Below are 13,068 nucleotides of genomic sequence, written 5' to 3'. Positions count from 1 at the left end.
CGCTTTGCCCATGGCTGGCCGATAATGGCCGGCCTGAAGGACCCTGACTGACATGAGCGACAAGAGCGACATCCTCGACACCATCCTGGCCCGTAAGGCCGAAGAAGTGGCTGCGCGCCGCGCGCAGGTGCCGTTGGAGGCGCTGATCGCCCGGGTCGAGCAGGCGCCGCCGGTGCGGGGCTTCGCCGACGCGCTGCGCGCCTCGATCGCCGCCGGCAACCCGGCGGTGATCGCCGAGGTGAAGAAGGCCAGCCCGTCCAAGGGCGTGATCCGGGCCGACTTCCACCCGGCCGACATCGCGGTCAGCTACGAGTTCGGCGGCGCCAGCTGCCTGTCGGTGCTGACCGACGTGGACTTCTTCCAGGGCAGCGATGCTTACCTGCAGCAGGCCCGCGACGCGTGCACGCTGCCGGTGCTGCGCAAGGACTTCGTGATCGACGCCTACCAGGTGTACGAGGCACGCGTGCTCGGGGCCGACTGCATCCTGCTGATCGTGGCGGCGCTGGACGACCGCCAGCTGGCCGCGCTGTCCGACCTGGCCATGCAGCTGGGCATGGACGTGCTGGTGGAAGTGCACGACATCGACGAGCTCGAGCGCGCCATCCAGGTGCCGGTGCCGCTGATCGGCATCAACAACCGCAACCTGCGCACCTTCGAGGTCTCGCTGCAGACCACCCTGGACATGCGCCAGGCGGTGCCGCGCGATCGCCTGCTGGTGACCGAAAGCGGCATCCTCGGCGCCGACGACGTCAGCCTGATGCGCAACGCCGGCGTGCATGCCTTCCTGGTCGGTGAGGCGTTCATGCGCGTGGAGGAGCCCGGCGAGGGCCTGCGTCAGCTATTCTTCAGCGCATGACTGCGATCTACCCAACGCCGCGCGACGACGCCCCGCTGGTGGTCTTCGATTTCGATCACACCCTGTACGACGGTGACTCGGGCAGCCACCTGTTTGCCTGGCTGATCAAGCGCAACCCGTTGCGGCTGCTGGCCGCGCTGCTGGCCACCCCGATCCTGGGCCCGCTGGTGGCGCTGCTGCCCACCCGCCGCCGCGGCATTTCCGGGTATGTGTGGATCGCCACCTTCGGCCTGCACCGTGCGCGTGACCTCAACAAGGCCATCGACCGCTACGTGCTGACCCATGAGGCGGACATCCGCCGCCGGCTGTTGCCGGTGGCGCTGGACGTGTTCGCCCAGCACCGTGAGCAGGGCGACCGGGTGGTGGTGGCCACCGGCGCGCCGCCGGAGCTGGCCCGCGCCATCCTCACCTTCGTCGCCCACCAGGGCGTGCCGGTGATCGGTACAGAGGTCGGTCCGTGCCTGGGCGCGGTGGTTGCCACGCGCCACTGCCACAACGAAGAGAAGATGCGCATGCTGCGCGAGCGCGGCTACGGCGAGATCGCCATCGCCTACTCCGACAGTAGTGCCGACCTGCCGCTGTTGCTGGCCGCCAAGGCGCCGGTGGTGGTGAACCCGAAGGCCTCGCGGGTGGCGCACTTCCGGCAGGTGCTGCCGCCGGGCACGCCGATCCTCAACTGGGGCTGCGTCGATCGAGCTGGCGATCCGGTCTGACCGACGCGATTGAATATGCGTCTGGCGTCTTCCAGACCGGATGACGCAACCGGCTCAGGCGGCGCGCCATTGCAGCAGGGCCTGGCCGATCTGGAACAGGCTGATCGCCAGGACCAGCACGCCCACGGCCACCAGCACCCAGCGCTCCTTGACCCGCTTCACCAGCAGCGCGGCAACCGGTGCGGCCATCATCCCGCCGATCAGCAGGCCGGCCACGATGTTCAGGTACTGCAGGCCCATGGTCAGCAGGAAGGTGATCGATACCGCTAGGGTGACCACGAACTCGGCGGCGTTGACCGTGCCGATGGTGGTCCGGGCCTGCGCACCCCGGGCCAGCAGGGTGGAGGTGGCCACCGGACCCCAACCGCCGCCGCCGCTGGCATCCAGCAGGCCGGCGAAGAAGCCCAGCACCGGCACCCGCTTCACTTCCTGGGCCGGCATCAGCCGTCCGGCCGCACGCAGCAGGATGAAGATCGCCAGCACCAGCAGGTAGCAGTAGATGAACGGGCGGATGAACTCCCCCGGCAACTGGGTCAGCACATAGGCGCCTACGACCCCGCCCACCGCGCCGGGAATGGCCAGGCGCAGGAACAGGCGACGGTCGACATTGCCGGCCACCAGGTGGGAGACCCCGGACGCGCCGGTGGTGAAGACTTCCGCGGTATGAATGCTGGCGCTGACCGCCGCCGGCGGCAGGCCCATGCTGAGCAGGATCGAGGACGAGATCAGCCCGAAGGCCATGCCCAGCGCGCCGTCGACCAGCTGCGCGCCCAGGCCGATCAGGATGAACCAATAGAATTCGCTGCCAAGCTCCATGGCGCCAGCCTACCGGGAAACAGCCGGGTAGTGCCGGCCGCTGGCCGGCAACCGTGGGCAGTCGGGGCCCGGCGGGAGGCCGGGTAGGGTGCTGCCGGGTAGTGCCGGCCGCTGGCCGGCAACCGTGGGCAGTCCGAGCCCGGCGGGATGCCGGGTGGGGTGTCTAATAGCGTGCCGGGTGGCATGGGGGAGCTGACCGGGTAGCCGACCAGGTAGCCGACCAACGGTCGGCTCTACCGCGCGCGCGGGGGTTAGCGGGTGCCGTACAGGACCACGGTCTTGCCGCGGGCATGCAGCAGGCCGTCGGTCTGCAGCTTCTTGAGCACGCGGCCGGCCATTTCACGCGAGCAGCCGACCAGCCGGGCCAGTTCCTGGCGCGACACGCGCAGCTGGGTGCCCTGCGGGTGGCTCATGGCCTCCGGCTCGCGGGACAGGTCGTGAAGGGTGCGCACGATACGGTCGGTAACGTCCAGGAACGCCAGCCGGCTGGCCTTGCGGCTGGTGTCCAGCAGGCGCTTGGAGATCTGCTGGCCCAGCGCATACAGCAGCCGCGGGGCATCGGCCGAGAGCGGGCCGAGGAACAGCTGGTGCAGGCGCTCGTAGCTGATTTCAGCTAGTTCGCAGGGGGTGCGGGTGCGCAGGATCACCTCGCGGCGGTCCGATTCGACGAACAGGCCCATCTCGCCGACGAACTCACCTGAACCGAAGTAGCCGAGGACCAGCTCACGATCGTCCTCTTCCTCAGCAATTATAGAGACCGAGCCACTGATCACGTAATAAAGGGTGCCAGCCGGGTCCCCGGGGCGGAACACGTCGGTGCGGGCGGGATAGCGGCGACGATGGCTGTGGGCCAGAAACCGGTCGATGGTGGCGATATCCAGGGCCAATGGACTTGCGGCAAGGCGCACTGTTGACACGGTTGAGGCGCTCCCTTTGCTCATGAACAATTCACGGCTATGTGCCGCGAGCTTAACGATCCGATTTGTTAAGGGCAAACAAAGCACAGCTACTCGTGTCAATGCAAGTTTCGCCCCCGATCACTTTGCCCCATAATTCCCCCTTTCCCACCACTCACAGGATCGACCGCCGTGGTCAAGCCGTTGCCTCGCCTCAGGTTGCAGGGTTTCAACAACCTCACCAAGGCGCTGAGCTTCAACATCTATGACGTGTGTTACGCGCGCACCGAAGAGGAGCGTCAGCGTTACATTGAATACATCGATGAAGAGTACAACGCCGACAGGCTTACTCAAATCTTGACCGATGTCGCCGAGATCATCGGCGCCAACATCCTTAACGTGGCGCGCCAGGATTACGATCCGCAGGGTGCCTCGGTGACGATCCTGATCTCGGAAGAGCCGGTGATCGACAAGAAGCAGGCCGGCAAGGAGTTGATCTCCGACGCCGTGGTCGCGCACATGGACAAGTCGCACATCACCGTGCACACCTATCCGGAAACGCACCCGCAGGAAGGCATCGCCACCTTCCGCGCCGACATCGACGTGGCCACCTGCGGCGTGATTTCGCCGTTGAAGGCGCTGAACTACCTGATCGAGAGTCTGGAATCGGACATCGTGATCATGGACTACCGCGTGCGTGGCTTCACCCGTGATGTGAAGGGCAAGAAGCACTACATCGATCACAAAATCAACTCGATCCAGAACTTCCTGGCCAAGAACATCAAGTCGCGTTACGAGATGTTCGACGTCAACGTCTACCAGGAAAACATCTTCCACACGAAGATGCACCTGAAGGACTTCGACCTCGACCAGTACCTGTTCGAAGAGAAGGCCAAGAACATCTCCTTCAAGGAGCGCATGAAGATCGAAGCGCTGCTGCGTCGTGAGATCGAAGAGCTGTTCCACGGCCGCAATCTGGCCGAGTAATGCGACAGGTGACAGCCGCCCGGGGCAACCCGTGGCGGTGCTGCACAGGCGGGACGGCCCCGCGCCGGGGTGCCAGGGTCGCGTAGAACCTGGCGCTACGGAAGCCAACCGATGACGGTCCGGTGTGAAGACGCCGGGCCGTTTTTTGTGTCTGGCCGCCGGTCGGGCCCCTCAGCCGGGACGGGAGGTCACACGCGATAGGCGATGGTCTTCATGACCTTGGAGGCCAGCGCCATCACCCCGGGGATCGGGAAGGGCAGCTTGCGGGCACCGGCGTGTTCGGCGTGGTCGGCGTGCCGGGCCTCGTCGATCTTCATCACCTTGAGGATCTCGCGGCTGCGCAGGTCGGCCGGGGGCAGGGTGTCCAGGTGTTCGTCCAGGTGGGCCTCGACCTGGCGCTCGGTTTCGACCACGAAGCCCAGGTTCCAGCCGTCCCCGCGCAGGCCGGCCAGGGTGCCGATGGTGTAGCTGCCGGCATACCAGATGGGGTTGAACAGGCTGGGGCGGCTGTCCAGTTCGCGCAGGCGCTGGGCGCACCAGGCCAGGTGGTCGGTTTCTTCCTGGGCCGCTTCCAGCAGGTGGGCGCGGGTCTGTGCTTCCTGGGCAACGGCGGCCTGGCCGAAGTACAGGCCCTGGGCGCAGACCTCGCCGACGTGGTTGATGCGCATCAGGCCGGCCGCGTGGCGGCGCTCGGGGGTGTTCATCTGTACGTCGGGGGTGGTGTCGGCCGGGTAGGGGCGGCTGGCCGGCGGGTTGCCAAACACCGTGTCCAGGGCGCGCTGGGCTTCGGTCAGCAGGTGATCGAGCGGGGTGATCTGGCGGGTGGCGGTCATGGCGGGGTGGCAGCGTGCAGCGGGGGACCGTCGATTCTCGCCCCGTGGGCGCGGCGTGCCAAGCCGGGGCAGGGGGCAACTTGCAAGTGGCGGGGTTGGCCAGTACAATCCCGCCTCTTCACAACGCGTGGCAGAGTTCCGGCCGTTCAGCGCCGTAATGAGCCCGACCTACTTGAGTTCTTTCATGAGCACTTTCACTGCAAAGTCCGAGACCGTCCAGCGCGACTGGTATCTCGTCGACGCTTCCGGCAAGACGCTGGGCCGTCTGTCCACCGAGCTGGCCCGCCGTCTGCGCGGCAAGCACAAGCCGGTTTACACCCCTCACGTTGATACCGGTGATTACCTGGTTGTCATCAATGCAGAAAAGATTGTCGTCACCGGCAACAAGCTGCAGGACAAGCTGTATCACCGTTTCACTGGCTACATCGGCAACCTGAAGACCGAAACTCTGGCCCAGGCGCTTGAGCGCCACCCGGAGCGTGTCATCGAGACCGCCGTCAAGGGCATGCTGCCGAAGGGCCCGCTGGGCCGCGCCATGTACCGCAAGCTCAAGGTGTACTCGGGTTCCGAGCACCCGCACGCCGCTCAGCAGCCTCAGGTTCTGGATATCTAATCATGGCTATCACTCAAAACTACGGCACCGGCCGCCGCAAGTCCTCCACCGCCCGCGTGTTCCTGCGCAAGGGCGTCGGCAACATCACCGTCAATGGCCGTCCGCTGGACGAGTTCTTTGGCCGTGAGACTGCACGCATGATCGTGCGTCAGCCGCTGGAACTGACCAAGAACACCGAAAGCTTCGACATCATGGTCACCGCTGCTGGCGGTGGTACCACCGGTCAGGCCGGTGCGATCCGTCTGGGCATCGCCCGTGCGCTGGTCGAGTACGACGAAACCCTGAAGTCCGAGCTGCGCAAGGCTGGCTTCATGACCCGTGACGCCCGTGAAGTCGAGCGTAAGAAGGTCGGCCTGCACAAGGCACGTCGCGCCACCCAGTTCTCCAAGCGCTGATCCATCGCGCCTGGCGTGGGATCCTTCGGGATCCCGCTGGGAGGACAGCAAAAGCCCGGCCTCGGCCGGGCTTTTGTCGTTTGTGGGGCGATATGGCCGGAGCTGGAGCCGGAGCCAAGGCTGGAGCTAGAGCCAGAGCCAGAGCGTCTGCTCTGCGTATCCGCTGGCTGGGTCGGCGCGGGTGGGCTGGCGGGACACGCTGCAAGTCCCGCTCCGCGGCCCGGCCCAGCCGCTGGCGGCTGGGCGTTCGGGCGCTTGCGAGGCAGTGCCTCGCAAGCAAAGCGCCCTCACCCATGTAAGCTCCGTCGCCGCATCCATGCGGCTCAGGGTCCCGCCAACCCACCCGCGCCGACCCTCGACAGTTGGCTGGTGCACATGGGAAGGGCGGGGCAACACGGGGCGGGCGCCTGGGGATTTTGATCGGTAGTGCCGGCCGCTGGCCGGCAACCACGCAGGCCTTCCGCAGGCCGATGGCGTCGCTCGCGATGGCCGTGACCGCGATTCTGCTCTTCTATCCTCCGGCCGTTGGCCGCATTCGTGTCATCGCCTGGTTATCGCGGCGCATCCCCGCCGGCGATGGCGAACGCCACCTGCCCACCCACCGGCACCCACGGCGCCCAGCGCCTCTCGCACCCCATCAGGCGAAGCAGCCCCCTTGGAGTCCAAGGGGGCGCGCCGACAGGCGCGGGGATGTGGAGGTAAACGAGGCGGACCCCAACCTTGCTCCGCAAGGTTGGGGTGCTGGGCGCATAGCGCCCAGCTAACCGCACCAAATAAAACAAAAGGCCTGATCTTTCGATCAGGCCTTTTGTTTTATTTGGCTGCCCCGGATGGATTCGAACCACCGAATGCCTGAGTCAGAGTCAGGTGCCTTACCGCTTGGCGACGGGGCAATATGTGCGTGCAAGTATTGCACTTTTTCCCTACAAAACCAAGGGTTAACTTGGTGGCTATGGGTGGACTCGAACCACCGACCCCAGCATTATGAGTGCTGTGCTCTAACCGGCTGAGCTACATAGCCTAGGGAGCCGGTAATTCTGGAGATGTATCGCGGATCTGTCAACACTTTTTCATCACGCTTGTGAGTGGGCAGCGGGCGTGTCAAAGTCGGATCAGTAGATTTTTCTAGGAGTCCGCATCGTGATCGATCCGGACGGCTATCGACCGAACGTCGGTATTGTGCTGATGCGGGAAGACGGGCAGGTGTTCTGGGCACGACGTGTGCGCCGGGATGGCTGGCAATTTCCGCAGGGCGGCATGAATACCGACGAGACGCCCGTCGAAGCCATGTATCGCGAGTTGCACGAAGAAACGGGGCTGTTGCCCGAGCACGTCGAAGTCCTCGGAGCGACACCGGGTTGGCTGCGCTATCGGCTGCCCGCACGCGCCATTCGGCGCAATGAGAAGCAGGTCTGCATCGGCCAGAAGCAGGTGTGGTTCCTGCTGCGCCTGTCCGGCGACGAATCCCATGTGACGCTGGACCATACCGACAGCCCCGAGTTCGACCAGTGGCGGTGGGTGGATTTCTGGTACCCGGTCGAGCACGTGGTGATGTTCAAGCGCGGGGTCTATGCCCGCGCGCTGCGCCACCTGGCGCCCTTGGCGCGTGGCGTGGCCGGCACCGGGGTGGAGTCGATGCCCAAGTCGGCCCAGGAAGCCTGGATGCCGGGCAACACCGCCGGGCACGATCGGCCGCGCAAGCGCACGCCGCCCAAGCGGGGCTACTGGCCGCGGAAGGCCAAGGGCGACCCAGGCGCACCGTGATGGGGTGCGCCACGGCGTTCAGCCGTGGCTGGCCTGTCTGAACCGTATCGAGAATGATTCAGATACGAAATTGACAACCATTCGCATTTCTATTGGAATAGCGGCAGGCCCTTCCTGGCCTGCCTGCCGAGTCCGCACGTGTACGTTTGTATCTGCAACGGGGTTACCGACCACCAGATCCGTGAAGCCGCCCAGAGCGGTGTCGCGAGCGTGTCCGAACTGACGATGCGCACCGGCTGCGGCGCCACCTGCGGTTCCTGCCTGGACATGGCAGCCGACCTGCTGGCCAAGTTCAGCGCGACCCACGATCTGCCGCTGCCTGTGTTGGGCCTGGCGCAGGTCGCCTGACCGCCGGCTGGCGGCACGTAACAGAGATTTCTGCGGAGTCGGCCAGCGGCCGGCACTACCGGTGCAGGACGCCGGGCGCAACTGAGCACGATTCGCGTTTCTTCATGCCCCGGCGCGAAGCGCTACAGTGCGCGCGTTCACACGCAGCAGGAGCAGGCTCATGAAGGGCGACGCAAAAGTCATCGAATTCCTCAACAAGGTCCTCTACAACGAGCTGACCGCGATCAACCAGTATTTTCTGCACGCCAAGATGCTGAAGAACTGGGGCCTGAAAGAACTGGCCGATCATGAGTACAAGGAATCGATCGAAGAGATGAAGCATGCCGACATGCTGTCCGATCGCATCCTGTTCCTTGAAGGGCTGCCCAACTTCCAGGCGCTGGGCAAGCTGCGCATCGGCGAGAATCCCACCGAGATCCTGCAGTGCGATCTGGCGCTGGAGCGCGATGGCGTGGTCACGCTGCGCGATGCGGTGGCCTACGCCGATTCAGTAGGCGACTACGTGAGCCGCCAGCTGTTCGTGAAGATCCTCGATTCGGAGGAAGAGCACATCGATTGGCTGGAAACCCAGCTCGACCTGATCGAACGCATCAGCGAGCCGAACTACCTGCTGACCAAGCTGGACGACTGAGTCAGCCCTGCAGCGGTACGCGCAGGCCGTTCTGATACCCGGCCAGCGCGATCCGCGCGCGCGCGAACTCGGCGATGAGCAACGCCACCGCCACGGCGGGGCGTTCCAGAGTGCCGGCGCGCGCGTCGTGTTCGATCCGGCGCGAGGCGGCCGACAGGGCCAGCGCGCCCACATTGGCGCTGGCGGACTTGAGGCTGTGCGCCAGCGCGCGCAGCTGATCCAGGTCGGCGGCCACCGAGGCATCCTGCAGCTGGGTGATCAGCGCCGGGGTGTCGTCCAGGAACACGCCGATGATCTGCGCGGTCTGCGCGCCGATCACCTCCACCAGTTCATCCAGCACGCTGCTGTCCAGCACGGGCAGCGGGCCGTCATCGCTGTCAGGCATCACCGATGGCGGCAGTGCGGCGAACGACATGTCCGGCGCGCGCACCTCGGCAGTCGGCGCGGGCCACTGCGACGGGGCTGCGTTGCCTTGCCAGCGTTGCAGGCACGCCTGCAGCGAGGCGCGGTTGACCGGCTTGGACAGGTAGTCGTCCATGCCGGCCTGCAGGCAGCGCTCGCGGTCGCCGGCCATGGCATTGGCGGTCATCGCCACGATCGGCTGGCGCGCCGCGCCGGTGTCGGCTTCGTGCGCGCGCCAGCGGCGGGTGGCCTGGTAGCCATCCAGCACCGGCATCTGGCAATCCATCAGCACCAGGTCCACGCGCTGGCTGTGCAGGTGCTGTAGCGCCTGTTGCCCATCGGTGGCGGTCACCACGCTGCAGCCCAGTACCTGCAGCAGGCGCTGGGCAACGGCCAGGTTGACGCTGTTGTCTTCCACCAGCAGCACGCGCAACCCCAGCTGGGGGGACGGAGCGCTGTCGGTATCGGCCACTACCTCGGCCAGCAGCGGTGCCGGGCGGGCGGGGGCGATGGCGGGGCGGAGCAGGGCGTGCAGGTCGCTATCGGCGGCGTCGCGCGGCAGCTGCGACGCGTCTTCCAGCAGCACCGACGCGAGGGGCTCGGCACCCTGCAGCCACACCAGCCTGGGCAAGGGGTCGCGACCGTCGCGCAGCACGGCCCGGTGCAGGGCGGTGGCGCCGTGGCGCAGGGCCTCGGTATCGGCAAGGACCCAGCTCAGCACCGGCTCGATGCCGGGGCGCTGCGGTGCACGCAGGATGTCCAGCGCGGCCGAGGCGCTTTCCACCACGTGCAGGCGCATGTCGTAGTGCTGAAGCACGCGGTCCAGGCGCTGGGCCAGCAGCGCGTCGGTACTGACCAGCAGCGCGCGGGTGGTGGTGGTGCCCAGGGCGGGCAGGTCGCCGATGACCTTCAGCAGCGGAATCTCGAACCAGAACGTGGCGCCATGGCCCGGCGTGGAGCTGACCCCGATGCGGCCATGCATCAGGTCGATGATGCGCTTGCAGATGGCCAGCCCCAGCCCGGTGCCGCCGTAAATGCGGGTGGTGGAGGCATCGGCCTGGCTGAAGGACTGGAACAGCCGCGACTGCAGGGCCGTGTCGATACCGATGCCGGTGTCGATCACTTCGAAGCGCAACTGGTGCTGGGCGCTGGTTTCGCCCAGCCGCTGCACGCGCACGCGGACCTGGCCGCGTTCGGTGAACTTGATGGCATTGACCAGCAGGTTGCCCAGCACCTGGCGCAGGCGCACCGGGTCGCCGCGTACCGACAGGCGCACCGCCGGGTCCAGTTCCAGCGACAGCTTCAACGCCTTGGGATCGGCGCTGCGCTGCATCAGCTGGACCTGCCCTTCGAGCAGCTCGCGCAGGTTGAACGTGGTGATCTCCAGGTCCAGGCCCTTGGCCTCCAGACGGGAGTAATCGAGGATGTCATCGACGATGCGCAGCAGCTGCTGCGAGCTGACGGTGGCGGTCTGCAGCATCTGCCGCTGGTCGGCGCCCAGCTGGCCGCCCGCGATCAGGTCCAGCATCGGCAGGATGCCATTGAGCGGCGTGCGGATCTCGTGGCTCATGGTGGCCAGGAACTCGCCCTTGGCCAGCGCGGCGGCTTCGGCGGCCTGCTTGGCCTGCAGCAGTTCCTGTTCCAGCACATCCTGCTGCTGCACCGCGTGCTGCAGCTGATCGCGCTCGGCCGCCAGCGCGTCGCCGCGGCGTTGCAGCTGCTGCAACCGTTGCTGGGTGTCGCGCCAGTGCTGCACGCAGCTCAGGCTGGCAATCACCGTCACCACGGCCGCCGCGGCGGCAATCAGCGACCACGGGCCACGGCTGCCGATGGCGGCCATCAGTGCGGCGGTGCCTGCAACCGCGGCGGCCATGGCGGTCAGCCAGAGTGCGCGGGGTACCCGTCCTTGGGTGGTCGTCATCACAACACCGCGTTGTGGAAGTCGAAGTTCAGTTCACTGCCCGCCGACTGCACCATGTTGCCCTGGATGAAGTCGACCCCGCCCATCCACATCGCGGCGGCCGCCTGTGGATCCTCAATCTGTTGACCGATGATCTGCAGGCCGGCGCGGTGTGCGTTGTCGATGGCCGCACGCAGTTCGTCGCGGGTGCGCTGGTTGGCGTGGCTGCTGGAGAAACGCGCGGCCATGCGCACGTAGGTCAGGGGCAACTGGGTGAGCAGCGCGTTGGCTTCGCCGCCCGGTTCGAACTGGCTCAGGCAGAACCGCACGCCGGCCGCGGCCATGCGCGAGCAGAACTGCTGCAGGGTGACGGTATGGATCAGCGCGTCCGGCAGGCGGACGTCGATGACCAGCGCCTCGCCGGCGATCTGGCGGCGCGCCAGCGATTCCAGCAGCCAGTCGGCGAAGGCGTCGCGGGCCAGCGTGCGCAGCGACTGCGACACGAACAGGCTCAGCGGCTGGGTGGCATGGCGGTACAGATCGAGCAGGCCCAGCGTGTGGTCAAGCACCTGCTGGTCCAGGTCGGCTATCCGCCCGGCGGCTTCGGCAGCCGGAATCACCTGGCCGGCGGCGAGCACGGTGCCATCTGCCTGGCGCAGCCGCAGCAGCACCTGGTACTGGGCGGTATTACCGCCGGCGACGGCCACGATCGGCTGGTAGGCCAGTTCCAGCTGGCCTTCGAGCAGGGCCAGGTGTTCCTGCGCGGCGACATCTTCGCGGCGCACGTGCGCGGCCACACCGGCGCTGAGCAGGCGCGCCTGCAGGGTGGTGCGTTCCACCGCTTCCAGTGCGGTACCGGCGTCGCTGAAGCCCAGCGAGAGCTGCGCATGCCCGACCACGCCGCGCAGGTGCACCGACTCGTCGTCGCGGATCACGAAGGCGCGCCCGGACAACTGCTCACGCAGGTGCTGGGCCACGCCGTCCAGGCTTTCCTCGTCGATGCCGCGGGCCAGCACCAGGAAGCTGTTGTCGTTCAAGCGTGCCAGCAGGTGCGGCTGCGCGCTGTCGGCCAGGCGCTGCGCGGCCTGCACCATCAGGCGCTCGAACGCGGCGTAGCCATAGCGTTCGCGCAGGCCCAGTGCACTGGCCACTTCGATGAAGAACAGGCCGCCATGGTCGCGGTGGGCCAGCGAGGCGGCCAGCTGCTGCATCACATGGTGGCGGGTGGGCAGGCCGGTCTCGGGGTTGTTCATGGCCGGCGCGCCATTGGCGCCGGGCTGGGTGGCGGCCTGCGCACGCGCACGGCGGATCCGGTTGGAGACCGCGGCAATGAGGTGGCGCGGACGGATCGGCTTGCTCAGGAAATCGTCGGCGCCACTGTCGAGCACTTCGAACTGGCGCTCCGGGTCCGGATCGCCACTGAGGAACACGATGGGCAGCAGCTGCTGGCCGGGTTGCTGGCGGATCAGCGCGGTCAGGCGCATGCCGTCCAGGCCGGGCAGGTGCAGGTCCATCAGGATCAGGTCGGGGCGGTTGTCCGCGATGGCCTGCTGCACGCCTTCGGCGTCGCTGTGCACGATGGCCTCCATCCCGGCGCCGTGCAGCACGCTCTGCGCGAACAGGGCCTGGGAGCGGTCGTCTTCGACAATCAGCACCCGGTAAGGCGCATCCAGGCCCAGCGGCGCGGGGTCGTCTTCGCGTGCCTGCGGTGCCTGCGGCAGCGGCGGTGGGGCCGCTGCGATGGCTGCGGTAAGCGGTACCACGTTGCTCGGCGCGGCAGCGACCGGCGCGGCGCTGCCGACCCACCGTTGCCAATGGTCGGCGGGCGGGGTCTCAGCGCGCGTGGCGCGGGCGGATGCAACAACGTTGTCGGTGACGGCCATCAATACTCCCAGTCTGCGACGCAATTATGCC

The 13,068-nt window shown here is 66.9% G+C and carries 13 protein-coding genes and 2 tRNA genes; 8 read left to right on the top strand and 7 right to left on the bottom strand.

Annotated features, from left to right (window positions below; translation table 11 throughout):
* Positions 1 to 52: 52 nt before the first annotated feature.
* Both trpC and ACZ0AE_RS18590 read left to right on the top strand, forming a co-directional pair.
* Positions 53 to 856 carry an indole-3-glycerol phosphate synthase TrpC gene (gene trpC / locus ACZ0AE_RS18595; protein ID WP_038685790.1) on the top strand — a complete coding sequence of 268 codons (804 nt, stop codon included), beginning with the start codon at positions 53 to 55 and terminating at the stop codon, positions 854 to 856.
* Positions 853 to 1,569 (top strand): haloacid dehalogenase-like hydrolase, encoded by a 717-nt coding sequence (locus ACZ0AE_RS18590; protein ID WP_447595943.1) that lies wholly within the window; start codon positions 853 to 855, stop codon positions 1,567 to 1,569. The genes trpC and ACZ0AE_RS18590 overlap by 4 nt, the downstream gene beginning before the upstream one ends.
* A gap of 54 nt (positions 1,570 to 1,623) precedes the next feature.
* On the opposite strand, the gene ACZ0AE_RS18585 is transcribed toward ACZ0AE_RS18590, so the two are convergent.
* Positions 1,624 to 2,385: a sulfite exporter TauE/SafE family protein gene (locus ACZ0AE_RS18585; protein ID WP_463601851.1), complete on the bottom strand. Its 762-nt coding sequence runs from the start codon at positions 2,383 to 2,385 to the stop codon at positions 1,624 to 1,626.
* Positions 2,386 to 2,636: 251 nt separating this feature from the next.
* On the bottom strand, positions 2,637 to 3,326 hold the full coding sequence (gene crp / locus ACZ0AE_RS18580; RefSeq protein ID WP_038685793.1) for a cAMP-activated global transcriptional regulator CRP: 690 nt from the start codon (positions 3,324 to 3,326) through the stop codon (positions 2,637 to 2,639).
* Between the two features lie 147 nt (positions 3,327 to 3,473).
* Here crp and speD point away from each other — a divergent pair, with 147 nt between their 5' ends.
* Complete coding sequence (gene speD / locus ACZ0AE_RS18575) at positions 3,474 to 4,268, top strand: adenosylmethionine decarboxylase (RefSeq protein WP_025874620.1); 795 nt, start codon at positions 3,474 to 3,476, stop codon at positions 4,266 to 4,268.
* Between the two features lie 188 nt (positions 4,269 to 4,456).
* Here the strand turns inward: speD and coq7 are convergent, their stop codons facing one another.
* Positions 4,457 to 5,101, bottom strand: coding sequence for a 2-polyprenyl-3-methyl-6-methoxy-1,4-benzoquinone monooxygenase (gene coq7 / locus ACZ0AE_RS18570; protein WP_038685794.1), 645 nt, complete (start codon positions 5,099 to 5,101; stop codon positions 4,457 to 4,459).
* A 184-nt stretch (positions 5,102 to 5,285) separates the two neighbouring features.
* Between coq7 and rplM the strand changes: the two genes are divergently transcribed.
* Entirely contained in the window at positions 5,286 to 5,714 is a 429-nt protein-coding gene (gene rplM, locus ACZ0AE_RS18565) for a 50S ribosomal protein L13 (protein WP_038685795.1), read from the top strand.
* Positions 5,715 to 5,716: 2 nt separating this feature from the next.
* Positions 5,717 to 6,109: a 30S ribosomal protein S9 gene (rpsI, locus tag ACZ0AE_RS18560; RefSeq protein WP_463601850.1), complete on the top strand. Its 393-nt coding sequence runs from the start codon at positions 5,717 to 5,719 to the stop codon at positions 6,107 to 6,109.
* Between the two features lie 818 nt (positions 6,110 to 6,927).
* Here rpsI and ACZ0AE_RS18555 read toward each other — a convergent pair.
* Together ACZ0AE_RS18555 and ACZ0AE_RS18550 are read right to left on the bottom strand one after the other, a co-directional pair.
* Positions 6,928 to 7,002 (bottom strand) — tRNA-Gln (locus ACZ0AE_RS18555).
* Positions 7,003 to 7,053: 51 nt separating this feature from the next.
* Positions 7,054 to 7,130, bottom strand: a tRNA-Met gene (locus ACZ0AE_RS18550).
* A 119-nt stretch (positions 7,131 to 7,249) separates the two neighbouring features.
* Here ACZ0AE_RS18550 and ACZ0AE_RS18545 point away from each other — a divergent pair.
* From ACZ0AE_RS18545 to bfr, 3 genes are all read left to right on the top strand, one after another.
* The gene (locus ACZ0AE_RS18545; protein ID WP_038685796.1) at positions 7,250 to 7,873 is read left to right on the top strand and encodes an RNA pyrophosphohydrolase; all 624 of its coding nucleotides are present in this window, start codon (positions 7,250 to 7,252) and stop codon (positions 7,871 to 7,873) included.
* A 138-nt stretch (positions 7,874 to 8,011) separates the two neighbouring features.
* Entirely contained in the window at positions 8,012 to 8,221 is a 210-nt protein-coding gene (locus ACZ0AE_RS18540; protein WP_038685797.1) for a (2Fe-2S)-binding protein, read from the top strand.
* A 160-nt stretch (positions 8,222 to 8,381) separates the two neighbouring features.
* Positions 8,382 to 8,852, top strand: coding sequence for a bacterioferritin (bfr, locus tag ACZ0AE_RS18535; protein ID WP_128096615.1), 471 nt, complete (start codon positions 8,382 to 8,384; stop codon positions 8,850 to 8,852).
* A 1-nt stretch (position 8,853) separates the two neighbouring features.
* Here the strand turns inward: bfr and ACZ0AE_RS18530 are convergent, their stop codons facing one another.
* Both ACZ0AE_RS18530 and ACZ0AE_RS18525 read right to left on the bottom strand, forming a co-directional pair.
* Positions 8,854 to 11,175: a hybrid sensor histidine kinase/response regulator gene (locus tag ACZ0AE_RS18530; protein WP_463601849.1), complete on the bottom strand. Its 2,322-nt coding sequence runs from the start codon at positions 11,173 to 11,175 to the stop codon at positions 8,854 to 8,856.
* The gene (locus ACZ0AE_RS18525) at positions 11,175 to 13,061 is read right to left on the bottom strand and encodes an EAL domain-containing protein (protein ID WP_425598290.1); all 1,887 of its coding nucleotides are present in this window, start codon (positions 13,059 to 13,061) and stop codon (positions 11,175 to 11,177) included. The genes ACZ0AE_RS18530 and ACZ0AE_RS18525 overlap by 1 nt, the downstream gene beginning before the upstream one ends.
* Between the last annotated feature and the right edge of the window lie 7 nt (positions 13,062 to 13,068).

Source organism: Stenotrophomonas sp. AC248 (genome assembly GCF_979258185.1).
The sequence above is the reverse complement of the archived record's forward strand: the minus strand, read 5'-3'. Positions and strand labels throughout refer to the sequence as shown.